This is a genomic window from Luteibacter sp. SVR4-7G (genome assembly GCF_056755555.1).
This window is the reverse complement of record NZ_JBPGXO010000064.1, coordinates 1-17,307: the sequence shown is the minus strand read 5'-3', so window position 1 is coordinate 17,307 and position 17,307 is coordinate 1. Positions and strand designations below refer to the sequence as shown.

9 protein-coding genes and 1 riboswitch are annotated in these 17,307 nt (G+C 66.4%); of the genes, 3 read left to right on the top strand and 6 right to left on the bottom strand.

All coding sequences use genetic code 11. The annotated features are described in order from the left end of the window. Nucleotides 1-307: 307 nt before the first annotated feature. Entirely contained in the window at nt 308-3,328 is a 3,021-nt protein-coding gene (locus ACR9ZH_RS17430; RefSeq protein WP_481292027.1) for a TonB-dependent receptor, read from the bottom strand. A gap of 249 nt (nt 3,329-3,577) precedes the next feature. Continuing rightward, nucleotides 3,578-3,815: riboswitch (cobalamin riboswitch) on the top strand. A 142-nt stretch (nt 3,816-3,957) separates the two neighbouring features. Between ACR9ZH_RS17430 and ACR9ZH_RS17425 the strand changes: the two genes are divergently transcribed. Beyond that, nucleotides 3,958-5,838, top strand: a complete 1,881-nt coding sequence (locus tag ACR9ZH_RS17425) for a TonB-dependent receptor domain-containing protein (RefSeq protein ID WP_481292026.1) — start codon at nt 3,958-3,960, stop codon at nt 5,836-5,838. Between the two features lie 164 nt (nt 5,839-6,002). Beyond that, nucleotides 6,003-9,191: an efflux RND transporter permease subunit gene (locus ACR9ZH_RS17420; RefSeq protein ID WP_481292025.1), complete on the top strand. Its 3,189-nt coding sequence runs from the start codon at nt 6,003-6,005 to the stop codon at nt 9,189-9,191. Nucleotides 9,192-9,319: 128 nt separating this feature from the next. Here ACR9ZH_RS17420 and ACR9ZH_RS17415 read toward each other — a convergent pair whose 3' ends face one another. The 3 genes from ACR9ZH_RS17415 to ACR9ZH_RS17405 all read right to left on the bottom strand — a co-directional run bounded on the left by ACR9ZH_RS17415 (nt 9,320) and on the right by ACR9ZH_RS17405 (nt 13,910). After that, nucleotides 9,320-9,877: a DUF2239 family protein gene (locus ACR9ZH_RS17415; protein WP_481292024.1), complete on the bottom strand. Its 558-nt coding sequence runs from the start codon at nt 9,875-9,877 to the stop codon at nt 9,320-9,322. 77 nt (nt 9,878-9,954) lie between these two features. Beyond that, entirely contained in the window at nt 9,955-10,731 is a 777-nt protein-coding gene (locus ACR9ZH_RS17410) for a DODA-type extradiol aromatic ring-opening family dioxygenase (protein WP_481292023.1), read from the bottom strand. A gap of 215 nt (nt 10,732-10,946) precedes the next feature. Beyond that, the gene (locus ACR9ZH_RS17405) at nt 10,947-13,910 is read right to left on the bottom strand and encodes a bifunctional diguanylate cyclase/phosphodiesterase (protein ID WP_481292022.1); all 2,964 of its coding nucleotides are present in this window, start codon (nt 13,908-13,910) and stop codon (nt 10,947-10,949) included. 256 nt (nt 13,911-14,166) lie between these two features. Here ACR9ZH_RS17405 and ACR9ZH_RS17400 point away from each other — a divergent pair, with 256 nt between their 5' ends. Then, on the top strand, nt 14,167-14,700 hold the full coding sequence (locus tag ACR9ZH_RS17400; protein ID WP_481292021.1) for an acyloxyacyl hydrolase: 534 nt from the start codon (nt 14,167-14,169) through the stop codon (nt 14,698-14,700). A 131-nt stretch (nt 14,701-14,831) separates the two neighbouring features. On the opposite strand, the gene ACR9ZH_RS17395 is transcribed toward ACR9ZH_RS17400, so the two are convergent. Together ACR9ZH_RS17395 and ACR9ZH_RS17390 are read right to left on the bottom strand one after the other, a co-directional pair. After that, complete coding sequence (locus tag ACR9ZH_RS17395; protein WP_481292020.1) at nt 14,832-16,358, bottom strand: DHA2 family efflux MFS transporter permease subunit; 1,527 nt, start codon at nt 16,356-16,358, stop codon at nt 14,832-14,834. A gap of 75 nt (nt 16,359-16,433) precedes the next feature. Next, nucleotides 16,434-17,307 (bottom strand): EmrA/EmrK family multidrug efflux transporter periplasmic adaptor subunit (locus tag ACR9ZH_RS17390; RefSeq protein ID WP_481292019.1); only part of this gene is annotated, 874 nt, incomplete at its 5' end.

The following is a 17,307-nucleotide window of genomic DNA, read 5'->3' as shown; positions in this document are numbered from 1 at the left end:
CCGTTTTTGGAGCGATTCCGCAGGGAGGCGTAGGCCGGACGAGGACTTAGCGAGAAAAACGGCAGGCGCCGGCGACCTGCCGCCACGCCACAGCAAAACGCGATGGCGAATGCCGAGCCGTCACGCTCCCTGCGGCGAAGCCGCTTAAGACATGGGCCGCGCAAGCGTGCCAACCTACGCGAAAGGCTGCGCGCAGGTGCGCGCATGAAGCACAAGAAAAAAGGCCGGCGCTCCGCGCCGGCCAGTTCCAGGGAGATCTCTTGGTGCGCCCGGATACTTTGTCCGGGCGCACCGTAGTTCTCGCCTCTTAGAGCGAGAAGTCGTAGCGAACGCCGAAGCGGAAGTAGCGCGGGTTCTGGAACGCGATCGGACGCTCGTAGTTGATGCTCTTCACCGGCAGGCCGGTATCCTCGTTGATCGCGCCCGTCTCGCCCACGTCCACCTGGGCCACCGTGCGCTGCTTGCCGGCGACGTTGAAGATCGTCGCCGTGAAGGCGAGCGGCTGCTTCTCGCCAGCCCACATCGGACGGTACTCGGCGTTCAGGTCGAGGTTCCAGGTGTACGGCAGACGACCCTTCGAACCACGCGGCGACGGCTGCAGGCCACACTCGAAGTAAGACGCGCCGTAATCGATCGCGTCGACCGGATCGACACCGATGCAGTTCTTCGGACGGCCGGTGGCGACCGAGAGGTTGCCGCCGATCAGCCACTCCGGCGACGCCTGCCAGTAACCGTACGCCTTCAGCTGGTGCGTGCGATCGTTCGGCAGCGGGCCGTTCGTGTACTGCATGATTTCCGGGGCGTCCCAGTCCTGGGTCACCGATGGGTCGAGCTGGCCGATGTCCGACTTCAGCTGGCCTTCCGAGTTACCGTAGCTGCGCGAGAAGGTGTAGTCGACGCGACCGTACCAGTCGTCCGCGAAGTGGTGCTCGAGGTAGAGGTCCAGCGCGTAGTAGCTGCGCTTCAGGTCCGGCATCTTCACGCCTGCCGGCGAGGTGAAGTCGTCCTTGGTCAGCTTGAACGGCACGTACTGGCCGCCACCGACGTCCACCAGGAAGGTGTTGGACTTGCCCGGGTTGAACAGGTAGCAGCCCGGCAGCGACGCGTTGGTGATGTCGATGCCGTTACGCTCGGCATAAGCCTCGAACGGACGCGAATCGCAGAAATCGTCGATCGAGCTCTTCAGCTTGCGGTACGTGGCCTTGGCGCCGAAGCTCCAGTTCTCGTTGATGGCCTTGTCGAAGCCGAGGATGTACTCGTCCTGGTAGTAGGCCGAGATGTCCTTCGCGGCGACCGTCTTCGGATCGAGCGGCGTGCCGTCTTCACCGTTGAGGTAACGGCGGCTGCCCAGCTGGGCAATGCCGGTGGGTTCGCCGTTGGGTCCGACGCCGGTGTACGAGTAGTACTCGCTGTAGTACGTGGAGGCCGAGGCGCCGCGGATCGCGACGTTGGACGGGATGGCGAGGTGGTAGCGGCCGGCGTTCCCGTAGATCTTGAACGTCGAATCGCCGAACACGTCCCAGGTGGCGCCCAGGCGCGGAGCCAGCTGGTGGCGCTGCTTCACGTACGTCGCGCCGTCGCCGTTGATGTTCTTGAACTGCTCGTTACGCAGGCCGAGGTACACCATCCAGCGATCGGTCACCTGCCAGTGGTCTTCGATGTACTGCGCTTCCTGCTCGGTCTTCACGCCCGCGCCGGTCTGGAACAGGCGCTTTTCGACGAAGTAATCGGCGCCCGGGGGCGGCACGATGTCCGGACGGTTCGGCACGGTGCCGGCGTCCTGGTAGACCCAGCGATAGCCGCCTTCGTACACGTTACCCGAGTAGGACTCCAGGGTCTGGTTATCTACACCCACGCGCACGTCGTGGTCGCCGATGCGGTATTCGACGTCGAGGCGGTAGCCATGGGTCTTGTCTTCGGCACCCTCGCCGAGGACGGTACCGTTGACCAGGCCGCAACCCACGATGGGCGTGCTGACGGAGCGGTTGTCGGTGATCCAGGGGCAGTTCGGATTCGAAGCGTATGCGAGGTTACGCTCGTGCACCGTCTTGGTGTGGCCGTACAACGCGTTGATCGTGAGGTCGTCGGTGATGTAGCCGGTGTACTTGGCGACGTACACGTCGCCGCCGGGCGCCGAGCCCGGGCCCGCGTCGAAGTTCTTGAGGTTGTCGGTACCGATGTAGCCGCCGCGCGACTTGGAGGCGTAGTTGTACTTGTACACGCTCCGTTCGGTGTTGGTCTTGTCGCCGAAGCCGGTCAGTTCGAGCAGATGGTTGTCGGTGATGTTCCAGTCGACCTTCGCCATCCACTTCGTGGCCTTCTGCTCCTGGTACGTCTTCTGCGGCGCGGTGACCACGCTGGTATTGCGGCTGTTGGAGCGCGTGAAGTCACCTGCGGCGAACAGGAACAGCTTGTCCTGGATCAGCGGACCGCTGATGTAACCGGTGTACTGGGTGTCGGTGCTCTTGTTGTCCGAGCGCGCCTGGTAGAGCGTGCCGTTCTTGCGATAGATGTTTCGCGGATTCTGGCGGAGGGCGGACGGCTGGAAGTACAGGCCGACGCCGCCCTTCCAGGTGTTGCCGCCGCGCTTGGTCACGATGTTGATCACGCCGCCGGTGGAACGGCCGTATTCCGCGCCGTAGCCGCCGGTGAAGATCTGCTGCTGGTCGATGGCGTCGTACGGCAGGCTGGTGAAGCCCAGGCCGGTGAGCGCGTTGGTGACCGCGTAACCGTTGATGTAGTACTGGTTTTCCGAAGCCGACGAACCGCCGAACGAGGCGACGTTGCCGTAGCGGCTGTCGCCGGAGATGACTCCGGGCGCGAGCAGCGCGGCGGCGGTCACGTCACGGGCGAGCGGCAGCTTCTGCAGCTGCTCGGAGGTGAGGACCGTGCGCGAGTCGACCTGGGATACGTCGATCGCGGGCAGCACGTTGCCGGTGACCTGCACGCCTTCGAGGTTCTGGGCCTCGGCCGAGGTCGCGGCGGCAGCGCCGGCGAAGGACACGTCCACGCCGCCGCCCAGGTTCACCTGGACGTTGTCGCGGCTTTCGGCGACCTGGCCGCCGCGCTCGACGGAGACCTTATAACGGCCGACCGGCAGCGAGCTGGCGCGATAGCGGCCGTCGGCGTCGACGGCGACATCTCGGGTCAGGCCCGTGTCGAGATTGACCAGGTGGACGACGGCGCCTTCCGGCTGTGCGACGCGGCCGAAGACGACACCGGATGCATTGGACTGGGCGAGCACGGCGCCGCTGGCGAAGCAGAGGGCGAGCGCGGTGCAGAGGGTGGAACGGCGAATGACGCCGGTACGGCGGGTGGAACGTTGCATGTGTAATCTCCCCGAATGAACAGCAAGAAAGCCCGTGCCACGATTGGGATCGGACTTCTGTCTCGATAGCCGCCTTCGCGCCGCCTCCGACCACCCCTCCCAGGATGGGCATTGACCGACACGCCCCCGTGGCGAAAGAACTCGCCCCTGGCAGCAATCCCTTACGCTTGTAATCGAATTATTTCGCGATCGTCAAGAGGCCGTTAAACACCTTGGTGAAAAATCCGTGACAGACAGTCACTTGCGGAGTAGCATCCGGCACGTTCGGGTGGCCCTTCGGACATGGTTCCGGGGGCTGAAACGGGAAGCCGGTGCGTCACTCTTGACCAGTCCGGCACTGCCCCCGCAACGGTAGGCGTCACCGGGAAGGGCTTTCGTACTTTCCTGCGGTCCGGTCGTAAGCCACTGCGCAAGCGGGAAGGCACCGGGGCGGCCATCGGCGATGGCTGACGCGAGTCCGGAGACCGGCCCGATGAGCGCCCGCTCCCCTTTTGAGGGCGGCGTCCTGTTTCGGTCGATTCGCGGAGGGCGGATCCGGACAGCTGCCGGGTCCCTCCCCCGTTCGCCGTTCGCCTGTGTCCTCCGCCGGCCCCTCGCAATGGCCGCGCTGGCGGTGAAGGACAACGGTAGTGACAAAGACCCTGCTTGCGACGGCCCTGCTGTCGACGATCGCCGCGGCCCATGCGGCCGACGGACCTGACCGCCTCGACCCCGTGGTCGTGACCGCCAGCCGCTTCGCCACCCCGCTGGACGAGGTCCTCGCCCCGGTCACGGTGATCGAGCGCGACGAGATCGAACGCCTGCAGCCACTCAGCGTGCAGGACCTCCTCGGCGGCCTTCCCGGCGTATCGCTCTCCAACACCGGCGGCCTCGGCCAGCAGACGTCGCTGTTCATGCGCGGCACGAATTCGTCGCACACGCTCGTCCTGGTCGATGGGGTCCGCGTCGGAACCGTCGGCGCCGGCCTTCCCGCTTATGAGCAACTGCCGGTGGAGCAGATCGACCGCATCGAGGTGGTGCGCGGGCCGCGCTCTGCCTTGTACGGGTCCGACGCGATCGGCGGCGTCATCCAGATCTTCACCCGCCATGGCGAGGCTGGGCAGGCACCCGCGCCGACCGTGTCGGTCACCGGCGGCAGCCACGGCTATGCCGCGGGCCAGGCTGGCATCTCCGGCGGCAGCGCGCACGGCTGGTACAACGCGAGCCTGGGCGGCCAGTACACCTCGGGCATCAACGCCTGCCGCGTCGGTGCCGCCGCCGCTTTCGCCGGCTGCTTCACCGACGAGCCCGACCACGACCCTTACCGCACGTACAACGGCGCGCTCTCCGGCGGCTACCGCTGGGACGACGGCACGGAATTGACCGGCAGCTGGCTGCGCAGCAAGGGCGACATCGCCTATGACGGTGACTTCCAGAACTACACGCGGCGGTCGCAGCAGGTGGCCGGCGCGAAGCTCGCTTTCGACGTGATCCCCGGCTGGCGCATGTCGCTGGCTGCCGGCCAGAACCAGGATCGTGCCGACAACTACCTCGACGGCAGGAACAAGACCCTCGACGGCGTGAACTTCGGCGTGGACATGGCGCGCGTCGGCTACCTCTACTCGAAGCGCAACCAGGCTTCGTGGCAGAACGACATCGTGCTGGCGAAGGACCAGGTACTGAGCGCAGGCGTGGATTTCCAGCAGGAGAAGCTGGCGAGCGACACGGCCTATCTCGCGGATTCGCGGAACAATACGGGCGTGTTCGCGCTCTATCGCGGCGTGTTCGGCCCGCACGAGCTGGAAGTGTCGGCGCGCCACGACCACAACACCCAGTTCGGCAACCACGGCACCGGATCGGCTGCCTACGGCTACCGCTTCGACGATGGCATGAAGATCACCGCCTCCTACGGCACGGCCTTCCACGCGCCCACGTTCAACGACGAGTTCTATCCGTACGGAGCTGCCGTGAGCCTCAAGCCGGAGAAGTCGCGCACGGCTGAAATCGGTCTGTCCGCGCGCCCGGGCGTGTGGAACTGGGCGGTGAACGCCTATCGCACCGACGTCGACGACCTGATCGGCTTCGACGCGAACTTCCTCCCGATCAACGTGAGCAAGGCACGCATCCGCGGTCTCGAAGGTCAGCTGGGTGCCGACGTGGACGGTTGGCACCTGCGTGGCTACCTCACCTTCCAGCAGCCGGAGAACCGCGACGGCGGCGCGCAGGAGGGCAACCTGCTGGCCCGCCGGCCCCGGCGCCTGGCGCGCGCGGACATCGACAAGGACCTCGGCGAGTTCACCCTCGGCGGATCGATCAACGCGGCGGGCTACAGCTACGACGATGCCGCCAACACGCAGCGTCTTGGCGGGTACGCCACCGCCGACCTCCGCGCCACGTGGCATGTCGTCGACGGCTGGAGCGTCCAAGGCCGCGTCGCCAATGTGGCGGACAAGCGGTACGAGACCGCCGCCTATTACAACCAGCTCGGCCGCACCTACTATCTGACGCTACGTTATTCGCCGATGCGTTAACGCTGACGAAGCCGATACCTGCCGCAGACATATATATATGCGGCATGGAACGGTGGCCCCCTGCCTTCCGGCAGGGGCCCCACTAAAGGCACACGCGACGAACCGGCCGGGAAGTCATAAAGTTCGCGGGCGCGGGGAGTGGTCCCGCGATCACAGGAAGTGCCGTGAACTTTTTTGCTCCATTCATTCGCCGGCCGAAAGGTACCTCGCTGCTCGCGGCGGGTCTTACCCTGGCCGGCGCGCTCGCCTACATGTTGCTGGGCGTGGCGGCCTTGCCCTCCATCGAGGTGCCTGCCGTCTTCATCCAGACGCAGATGCCGGGCGCCAGCGCGCAGACGATGGCATCGACGGTGATCGCGCCGCTCGAGCGGCACCTGGGCCAGATCCCGGGTGTCGACCAGATGTATTCGAACAGCGTGGAAGGCGCGGGCTTCGTACGCATCCGTTTCAACCTCGACCGCTCCACGGATGCGGCCGCGCGCGACGTGCAGGCCGCGATCAACGCCGCCGCAGCCGACCTTCCCGCCGGCATGCCGTCGCCTCCGCAGTACTTCAAGTTCGATACGGGACAGATCCCCGTGCTGCTGGTGGCGTTCACCTCGAAGACCATGCCCCCGGACAAGCTCTACGACGTGGTGGACACGCTGATCCGGCCGGCCGTGGCACAGATCGAAGGCGTGTCGCGCGTACAGGTGTTCGGCGGTACGCCGCACGCGGTGCGCATCGAGCTGGACACGAACGCTCTCTCGTCGAAAGGCATCACCACGAACGACGTCTCCAATGCCCTGCAGGCCGCGAACGTGAATTCGCCGCAGGGCCTGTTGTCCGACGGCAAGACGCAGATGACGGTGGTCGCGAACGACGGCCTGCGCGATCCCTCCGAGTTCGCCAACATCCTGATCGCGGTGCGCAACAACGTTCCCGTACGGCTATCGGACATCGCCAAGGTCTACAGCGGACAGCAGGACCAATACCAGAAGGCGTGGTTCCAGGGCGAGCGCTCGGTCACCATGCAGATCAGCAAGCGGCCGGAGGCGAACTCCATCGCCACCGCGAATGCCATTCGCGCCGCGCTGCCGCGCTTTCGTTCCTTGTTGCCCGCCGATGCGCAGGTGACGCCCATTTTCGACCTCACCCAGACCACGCAATCGGCCCTGCACGAAGTGAAGGTGGCGCTGCTTATCAGTATCGCCATGGTCGTGCTGGTGATGATGGTGTTCCTGCGCCGGCTGGGCCCGACCATGATCGCCACGTTGAGCGTGCCGCTGTCGCTCGCCGGCGCCTTCGTGGTCATGTGGTCGCTCGGCTACACCCTGAACACCATGTCGCTGATGGCGCTGGTGCTATGCATCGGCTTCGTCGTCGACGATGCCATCGTGGTCATCGAGAACATCGTCCGCCATATGGAGAACGGCGCCAAGCCGATGGAAGCGGCCATGGAGGGCGTCCGCGAGATCGGCTTCACCGTCATTTCCATCACGCTGTCGCTGGTGGCGGTGTTCGCTCCGCTGCTGTTCGGCAACAACATGATCACCAAGCTGCTGCGCGAGTTCTCCGTGACGCTTGCGGCAGCGGTGCTGATTTCGGCGGTCGTGTCGCTGACCTTGACGCCGGCGCTATGCGCGCACTACCTCAAGCACGATCCGCCGGATCGCAAGCCCGGCCGCTGGGAGCTGGCGCTGGAGCGCTTCGACCGCGGCTTCCTTGGCGTCTACCAGCGCGCGCTCGACTGGGCATTGCACCACCGCCGCCTGATGCGCTGGCAGCCGCTGATCCTGCTCGGGGCGACCGTGCTGCTGGCCATCGCCGTGGTGAAGACCGCCGGCGGCAACTTCATGCCGGACGAAGACACCGGCATGCTGCAGGCCGAGGTCAGTGCCGATGCGAACATCTCACCCGACGAAATGACCCGGCGCCTGAAGCGGGTCGGCGACATCATGCAGAACGACAGCACGGTCGCCGACGTCACCACGATCCTCGGCGGCGACAACGGCGGCGCCGTGGGCAACCAGGGCTTGATGTTCATCGACCTCAAGCCGAAGGGCAGCGGCCCGGGCGAGCGCAAGGAATCGATCAAGGAAATCATGGACCGGCTGGGCAAGGAGTACGAGAAGATCTCCGACGTCCAGGTATTCATGAATCCGGTGCAGTTCCTCGGCGGTGGCGGCGGCAACAGCAACCGCGGCCAGTATTCCTTCCAGCTGATCAGCACCAGCGGCGAAGACCTGCAGCCCTGGACGATGAAGCTCGTGCGCCAGATGCGCACGATGAAGGAGTTCCGCGACGTCGGCAGCGATTTCGACATCGTGGGTAAACAGCAGATGCTGAAGGTGGATCGCGAGGCGGCGAGCCGCCTCAACATCGGCATGGGCACGATCGACTCCGCTCTGTTCAACGCCTTCGGCCAGCGCCAGGTGTCCATCATCTATTCGGACATCAACCAGTACTGGGTGGTGCTGACCGCGGCGGCGGCGCAGACGCTGAGCCCGGATGCCTTGCTCAATACCTACGTGAAGAACGAGCTGGGCAAGATGATCCCGCTCTCCGCGGTGGCGAAGATCGCCCCGGTGGCGGTGCCGAGCGCGGTGACTCACCAGAACCAGCTGGAGTCGGCGGACATCACCTATAACCTCGCGCCGAAGATCACGCCCGACAAGGGGAACAAGCTGGTCGAACAGGCCGTGCAGGCCATTCACCTGCCCGAAGGCGTGCGCATGGATTTCACCGGTGCGAACCAGCGCCTGCGCGACGCGCAGTCGAACGGCATGGTGCTGCTGATCGGCGCGATCCTCGCCGTGTACATCGTGCTGGGCATTCTCTACGAAAGCCTGGGCCACCCGCTGACGATCATCTCGACGCTGCCCGCGGCCGGTGCCGGCGCCTTCCTGGCCATGCTGGTAACGCAGACGCAGCTGACCCTGATGGCGATCATCTCCGTTCTGCTGCTGATCGGTATCGTCAAGAAGAACGCGATCCTCATGGTGGACTTCGCCCTGGTAGCGCAGCGCGAACAGGGCATGTCGCCGGTCGAGGCCATTCGCCAGGCGGCGCTGGTGCGCTTCCGTCCGATCACGATGACGACCCTCGTCGCGATGGGCGCGGCGCTGCCGCTCGCCATCGGTTTTGGCGTCGGCTCGGAGATGCGTCGTCCGCTCGGCATCGCCATCGTCGGCGGCCTGCTGGTTTCCCAGCTGCTCACCCTCCTGAGCACGCCCGCGATCTACCTGTGGAACCACGACCGCAAGGAACGCAAATACCGGCGCAAGCTGAAGCGCCGGTACAAGCGCTGGCTGAAGATCCGCAAGGAACGCGAGAACGGTGGGCTGAAGGGCCTGACGCCGAGCGAGGCCTGAGGCCCCAACCCGTTCCGGGCGCGAAGGGCGCGATGTAGGAGCGCGCCTTGCGCGCGACATCTTTTGAGGCCGTGATCGGCCGGGCCTGTTGCGCCTCGCGAAAAGATGTCGCGCGCAATGGCGCGCTCCTACCCGAAGGCAGGTTGGGCCACTGTGCGGATGTAATCCCGCACGTCGACCGGCCACGCTTCGGTCAACACCTCGAACCGCTCGCGCTCCTGGCGGTGGAACGCGCGCGAGGCCTCCTCGTAGCCGGGCAGGTTGCCCGCGAGCGCCAGCATCACGCGGTCCGCCGCTTCGCGCGCCTGGCGGATCCGGTCGGCAGACGCGTTGTCGCGGCTCGCCGCTTCGACCAGGCGCCGCAGCGCCACGGAGGCACCGCCGGGCTGGCTGCCAAGCCAATCCCAGTGACGCGGCAGCAGCGTGACCTCGCGCGCGACCACACCCAGCTTCGGCCTGCCGGGCCCGCGGCGCGCTCCTGGTTCGGCAGCAGGCGCGATGCGCGACAGCATTTCCTGCGTGGAGCCGCGGTAGTCGATGTCGACCGGCCTGCCCGTGGCATCGTCGTAGACGAAGATGGCGGCCGCGGGATCGGCATCGAGGAGCGCCTTGCAGCGCGCAGCCACCTCAGTGAGCGAGCCGGCGGCGAGGCGGGCCTGGGCGTGGAAGGCGGTGTACGTAGACATGGCGGCGGATCGTGGATGGCGACGCCGCCTATAATACCCGGGTTAAATGAGGCGTCAATAGTTCCCGGGTAATATCCTCACGCGACGCCCCATGCGTAGGAATCCATCGATAGCACGCCGTACGTGATGCCTCCCTCGATTGCCATGGGTGCGTCGCCTCCAGCCGCACCCAAGGCCACCAGCAGGGGCAGGTAGTGCTCTTCGCTGGGATGCGCCCGGATGGCATGGGGCGCCACCTGCCGGTAGTCCAGCAGGTCATCGACGTTGCCGGCAAGGACGGCATTTCGGCTCCACGCCGCGAACTCCTTCGCGTACGACGCGTTTTCTCCATCGCGGCGTACCTCATGGAGGTTATGCGTGAGGCTTCCGGAGCCGACGATGGCGACGCCGCGGTCGCGCAGCGGCGCAAGGGTTTTCCCCAGCCGGAACGCGCCGGCCGCATCGAGGTTATGCGGCATGGATACCTGGATCACTGGCGTGTCGGCATCCGGTCGCAGGTAGCGCAGCGGCACCCACGCGCCGTGGTCGAAGCCACGCTCGGAATCCACCGTGGCGACCAGGCCGCCGTCGATCAGCAGCGAGGCGGTCTCGGCGGCGAGGCTGGCGGAACCCGGTGCCGGATAGGTGAGGCTGTACAGCGGCGGCGGGAAGCCGCCGAAATCATGGATCGTCGGCGGCCAGGCCGCACCGGTGACGCGGACACCGCAGGTCTGCCAGTGGGGAGAGACGATGAGGATCGCGCTCGCGCTCGCGAGGCGCTCGCCGAGTTGGGTCAGGCGCGAGCCGAGCAACCCCGGCTCCAGTGCGAAGGTGGGAGCGCCGTGGGAGACGAAGATGGCGGGAGCACGGTACATGGGGAATCACCGGGAGAGACGATGGCTGATGCCATCACCCAATGTAAGAGTCCGGCGCCTCGGGATAAATCGTCCTGCGGCGAACGGATTGACCCATTCCGCGAACGACCGGGCGGACTCCTGTAGGAGCGCGCCTTGCGCGCGACATGTTTTCGCGAAGAGCAACAGGGCCTGTTGCTCATGGCCTCAAAACATGTCGCGCGCAGGGCGCGCTCCTACAAGGGTTCCCAGAGTAGCGAAGGCTGGTTGGCGGGGGTCGCCGGGGGCATGCGCCGGGACGGCGTTATTTCTTCGATCGGTACCGGGCGCGAGAAGAAGTAGCCCTGCATGGTGCTGCAGCCCTCGGCCAGGAGCCAGTTGCGCTGCCGATCCGTTTCCACGCCTTCGGCCACCACGTCCAGGTTCAGGCTGCGCGCAAGAAAGATGATCGACCGGCAGATCGAGGTGTCCACGTCGTCCTGCAGCAGCGTGCAGGTGAAGTGGCGATCGATCTTGATCTTGTCCAGCGGCAAACGCGAGAGATAGGTGAGATTCGAGTAGCCGGTGCCGAAGTCGTCCAGCGCGATGCTGACCCCCATCGCGCGCAACTCGTGCAGCGTGCGGATCGCGCGCTCGGGCTCGTGCATGAACGCGCTTTCGGTCAGTTCGAGCTCGAGCGCGGAGGCGCTGGCGCCCGTCTCGGCCAGGGCATGGCGCACGTCGGCGACGAGGTCGGTATGCACCAGCTGCTGCGCGGACACGTTCACCGAGAGCCGGCAGCCTTCGCCGATGGTGTCCAGCATGAGGCGTTGCTGCCGGCATGCCTCGCGCAGCACCCACTGGCCGATCTGCACGATGGCGCCGGTTTCCTCGAGCAGGGGAATGAGGCGGTCGTTGTGACCCAGGTCGCCGGGTGCCGAAGGCCAGCGCAGCAAGGCTTCGGCACCGGTCGTCGCGCCGTCGGCACCGGCGTGCTGGGTCTGCCAGGCGAGGGCGAGCTCATTGTCCAGGTTCGCGCCGGAAAGACGGGTGAGCACGGTGAGCCGCGCCATCGCGGTCGCGTGCATCTCCGACGAGTAGCACTTCCACGTGTGCCGGCCCGAGCGCTTGGCATCGTACATGGCCGTGTCCGCATTGCGGATCAGCGTGTCCGCGTCGGCGCCATCGCGCGTGGCGAAGGCGACACCGATGCTGCACTTGAGGCGCTGCAACGTGCCGGCGACCTCGAGCGGCTCCTCTATGGCGCGCTGGATGCGAGGCAACACGTCGATCGCCTTCGCGGGCGAACAGGTGAACGGCAACACCGCCACGAACTCGTCGCCACCGAACCGCCCGACCTGACCCACGCCGTCCAGGGCATCGCCCAGGCGCAAGGTGACATCGCGCAACACCTGGTCGCCGAGGGCGTGCCCGAGCGCGTCGTTGATGACCTTGAAGTGGTCCAGGTCGACGAAGACCACCATCAGCCCGGAGCCGTCGCGCACGCTCTGTTCGACCATGGCGTCCAGCGTTTCCCGCAGCGCGCGGCGGTTCGGGAGGCCGGTGAGTTCGTCGTGCCTGGCCTGGTGGTTGAGGCGTTCCTCGTAACGGCGCTGCTCGGTCACGTCGCGGACGATCACCAGCGTTCCGCGGCCGCGCGAGTCGCGGTAATCCGACAGCGCCAGCTCCGCTTCGAACGGCATGCCCCGTTCGGGCTCGATCCAGGCGGCGATGCTGGTGCCTTCGGGCGTGCCCCGGCGCGTGACCTCGAGGGCATCCGCGTCCAGGAAATCGCCCGCGGAACGGCCTACCAGCGTCGACCTGCCGCCGCCGAGGCGTTCCTCGGCGAGGAGATTGGCGTATTCGATGCGGTCGTCGCGGACGATCACCAGCGGCAGCGGCATGCGCGCCAGCAGCTGGCGGTACGCCGCCTCGCTGGCTGCGAGGTCGCGATCGGTGTCCTGCAGGCGCTGCCGCGTTTCGTGGAGTGCCGTTATTTCGCTGATCGTACCGGCGAGCACCGAATGGCCCTGCTCGTTGGTGATCCGCGCGGCGCGGAGGTTCACCCGCACTTCGCGTCCGTCCGGCCGGCGCAGCCTGTGCTCGCACTCGTACGGACCGTCGCCACGGGAGAACGAAGCGAACCATACGGCGACGGCGGGCCGGTCGTCCTCGTGCACGAGCTTGTAATAGGTCCCCTGGCGGCCGATCACCCGCTCCCTCGGCAGCCCGGTGATCTCGTGCACCTGTCCGGACCAGGCGACGGTGCGTTCGGCGAGGTCGGCTTCCCACAGGCCGATGTGCCCGCTGCGCTGCACGTCGCCAAGGTGCCGCTTGCTGCGCGACAGTGCTTCGACGAGCCGCGCCTGCCGCCGGTACGCGCGGTCGAACAAGGCGGCGAAGCCATTGAGCAGGACCACGAGCGCCAGCGTCGCCAGAACCGATGGGCGGGCCTGGCGTATCCACTCTTCCTGGGTGGCCGCACGGTCCAGGCTCACCAGCACCACGTATGGATAGTGTGCCGAAGCGAGCCATGCATAGAGCCGTTCGCCATCGTCGTAACCACCGGACGAACCGGGTGCCGGTGGCGGGAGAGCCCACGGGGTGGCGATGTCGTCGCGATTGCTGGCGAAGAGTCGGCCGTCCAGTGCGAATGCGCTCATCGACGCACTGAGGCCGAGCATCGAATGGCGCATGCCCTCGCGCACGCGACCCGCGTCGACCACCGTGCCGAACGCGGCCGGCTGCGGCACGCGCGAATCGACGAGGATGCGTATCCCTGCCGGGATCGGACCCTGCGCGTCGGCCACATGGACACGCACGCCCACGCCCAGCGCCATGTGGCGCGGTGCCGCGAGGCTGCTCCGCCAGTTCGCGAGGGACAGGCTGGTGGACGCGAGCACGCCACCGTCCGCGCCGAGGGCGACCATGCTGGCCAGCTCGGGATGGCGCGCCTGCACCTCGGCCAGGCGCGCATGGATCGGCCCCGGCTCGGCGCTGCCGATCGCGTTGCGCAGGGCGATGAGCGGACCGAGGCTGGCGTCGATGTCCTGGTCGATCATGCGCACGGTGCCGGAAGCCGACCCGGCCAGCTGCCGCCAGGTATTGCCGAGCATGCGGTGGTAACCGTCGAGCTGGAGGATCGCGACGATCGCGGCAATCGCCACCGATAACGCCAGGGTCACGGCCCAGGTCGCCAGGCGCACATGGCGGGCGCGCACCCTCGTCGCCACCTTGAACGAGCCGCCTTCCACCGTTCCCTGACCCCTGTCGCCCCTGTGCCCGCCGTCGGTGGCGGGTCCTTGCTCTTTAACGGCAGACCGCCGCTCGCCTTTACCGCCGCCGGTGACAGGTCTCGCCAATATTCCGCCCCCGCGGCAGAAAATAATTGGTTTCGTGCCCTTTATTCACACGCGTTGGACACTATTTACCAAACGATTCAGTTCACAAACGTCCCAGCACAAGGCCCGTCCCCCTATGCGTTCGTCCCGTCCCATCCTCGGTTCCCTTGCCGTACTCGCTCTCTCCGCCACCAGCCTCTCGGCCGCTGCGCAGACCCACCTGGAAGTGCAGGGTGGCCGCAGCTACATGAACAGCTATGGCACCAACGCTTTCTTTGCCGAAGCCGTGTTCTCTCCCCAGGCCATGGGCCAGAGCCGTTTCACCTGGTCGCCGGACGTGTCCATCGGTTACATCAAGGGGCGTGACATCGGCCGCTATCGCAATGCCGATCCGGGCGTAACCGACAACCTTTGGATCGGTGCGGCAGGCGCGCGACTGCATTACGGCAGCGCGGGCGACTGGTACCAGCCGTTCTTCTTCAGCTTCCAGGTCGCCGGCGTCGCCGGGGGCCGTACGCAGGCGCTGTCCAGCGGCTACGAATTCGTGAGCACGATCGGCTGGCAGTACAAGAACATCAGCCTGCAGGTCCGCCACATCTCGAACGGCAGCTTCAAGGAGCCGAACCGCGGCGAGACGATGGCACTGGTGGGCGTCGGCTTCGACATCTGACGAAATGCACTTTGTAGGAGCGCGCCTCGCGCGCGACAGCTTTTCGCCTCCGTCCCCAAGGCTGGCGCGCCAGCGTGGGGACACGGCCTCAAAAGCTGTCGCGCGCGAGGCGCGCTCCTACACTTTGGCGGTCAGTGGCCTGCTGCCGCCGGACCGGCCTTCGCCGAGAAGGGCGGCTTCGCCAGCCAGACCACGAAGATCAGTGCCACGAAGACGTAGCCGAGCACGTGGAAGACCTCGTTGAACGAGATCTGGTATCCCTGCTGGGTGATCATCTGGTTCACCGCCGCCGCGGCGTACTGCGGGTCGCCCTGGCCGATCTGGGTAAGCGCCTGCTGTGCGGTCGGATTGAACGGCGTGATGTTCTCGGCCAGCCGTTCGTGGTGCACGATCGCCCTGTGGTCCCACATGAACGTGGTGATCGAGGCCGCGAAGCTGCCGCCCAGGGTGCGCAGGAAGGTGGCGAGCCCGGAGCCCGCCGCGATCTCGCGCGGTTGCAGGTCGGACAGCAGGATGGTGAGCACCGGCATGAAGAACAGCGCCACGCCCAGGCCCTGGATCAGCTGCACCATCGCCACGCTGTAGAAGTCGATGTCGAGGAAGAACTCCGAGCGCATGAAGCAGGTGGCGCCCATGACGATGAACGCGCCCGACGCCAGCAGGCGCAGGTCGAACTTGTGCGCGTAGCGGCCCACAAACGGGGTGAGGATCACCGGCAGGATGCCCAGCGGCGCGGCGGCGAAGCCAGCCCATGTCGAGGTATATCCCACGTTGCGCTGCAGCCACTGCGGCACCAGCAGACCGATCGCAAAGAACGCCGCGTAGGCCAGCACCAGGCACAGCGTGCCCATCGCGAAGTTCCGGTGCCGGAATAGCTTCAGGTTGACGATCGGGTCCTTGTCGGTGAGCTCCCAGATCAGGAACACGGCAAGGCCGATGGCTGCGATGATCGCGGTGACGACGATGAAGGTGGAATTGAACCAGTCCTCGTCGTTGCCCTTGTCGAGCACCACCTGCAGCGCGCCCACGCCGATGATCAGCGTGATGAGGCCCACATAGTCGACCTTCGGCCGCTCGGTCGTTTCCGGTCGTCCCTTCATCTGGTTCGCCACGACGAAGCTGGCGAAGATGCCGATCGGCACGTTGATGAAGAAGATCCAAGGCCAGGCGTAGTTGTCCGTGATCCATCCGCCGAGGATCGGACCGGCGATCGGGGCCACGACCGTGACCATCGCCAGCAGGGCCAGCGCCATGCCGCGTTTCGCGGGCGGATAGATCGAGATCAGCAGGCTCTGCGTGATCGGATACATCGGGCCCGCCACCGCGCCCTGGATGGCGCGGAACAGGATCAGCATGCTCATGCTCTGCGCGATGCCGCACAGGAACGAGGCAAGCGAGAACAGCAGGGTGGCCCACACGAACAGCTTCGTCTCGCCGAAACGGCGGGTGAGGAAGCCGGTGAGCGGGAGCGCGATGGCATTGCTCACCGCGAACGAGGTGATGACCCAGGTGCTCTGGTTGGAACTGACGCCAAGGTTGCCCGCGATGGTGGGCAGCGAGACGTTCGCGATCGTGGTGTCTAGCACCTGCATGAAGGTCGCGAGCGAGAGGCCGACCGTGGACAGTGCCAGATTGGGCGGTCGAAATTCGGTGCTCATGGAAAAACCTGATCGTTGGAGGACGGGGCAGAGGCGGACGGCGGGCGCGGCAGGGGCCGCGCCCGTCGCATGCGCTTACTTGGGCGCCTTTTCCTGCTCGCCCGCGCCCGACGATGCGTTGTCGTGGATGACCCGCGCGATCTCCTCGTCGACGCCGGCAAGGCGATTGTCATAGACGTCGGTGGAGAATTCCGGCTTGCTCGGCGCCTGCTGCGCGAGCAGCGCGCCGCCCTGGTCATGCAGCGACACCGTCACCTTGGTCGACAGGCCCAGGCGCAGCGGCTTCTGGTCGAGCTGCTTCGGGTCGGTGAAGACCACGCGTACCGGCACGCGCTGCACGATCTTGATCCAGTTGCCAGTGGCGTTCTGCGCGGGGAGCAGCGAGAACGCGCTGCCGCTGCCCACGCCGAGGCTGCGGATCTTGCCCTTGTACACCACGTCGCTGCCATAGACGTCGGCGGTGATGTCCACCGGCTGGCCGATGCGCATATGGGTGAGCTGCGTTTCCTTGAAGTTGGCATCGATCCACACGTCGTGCAGCGGCACGACGGCCATCAGGGCGGCGCCCGGCTGCACGCGCTGGCCGAGCTGCACGCTGCGCTTGGCGACGTAACCGTCCACCGGCGCCAGGATCACGGTACGCGCCTTGTCGAGGTAAGCGGAGCGCAGCTTCGCGGCGGCGGCGCGCACGTCCGGGTGCGAGGCGACCACGGTGTCGTCGACCAGCACCTTGCTCGTGCTGTAGGCCTGCTTCGCGGAAGCCAGGCTGCTTTCCGCCGAGGTCAGCGTGTCGAGCGCGTGGGACAGCTCCTCCGCGGAGATCGCGCCGGACTTGGCGAGATCGCGGCGGCGGTTGTAGTCGGCGCGCGCACGATCCACGGCGGTCTGGCGCACGGCCACGTCCGCCTGCGCGGAACTCACGTTGTTGTACAGGCCACGCACGCGGCGC

Excerpts from the sequence above, each read along its gene's own strand:
- ACR9ZH_RS17430 (WP_481292027.1), bottom strand. The coding sequence starts at position 3,328 with ATGCAACGTTCCACCCGCCGTACCGGCGTCATTCGCCGTTCCACCCTC.
- ACR9ZH_RS17415 (WP_481292024.1), bottom strand. The coding sequence starts at position 9,877 with ATGTCTACGTACACCGCCTTCCACGCCCAGGCCCGCCTCGCCGCCGGC.
- ACR9ZH_RS17410 (WP_481292023.1), bottom strand. The coding sequence starts at position 10,731 with ATGTACCGTGCTCCCGCCATCTTCGTCTCCCACGGCGCTCCCACCTTC.
- ACR9ZH_RS17400 (WP_481292021.1), top strand. The coding sequence starts at position 14,167 with ATGCGTTCGTCCCGTCCCATCCTCGGTTCCCTTGCCGTACTCGCTCTC.
- ACR9ZH_RS17395 (WP_481292020.1), bottom strand. The coding sequence starts at position 16,358 with ATGAGCACCGAATTTCGACCGCCCAATCTGGCACTGTCCACGGTCGGC.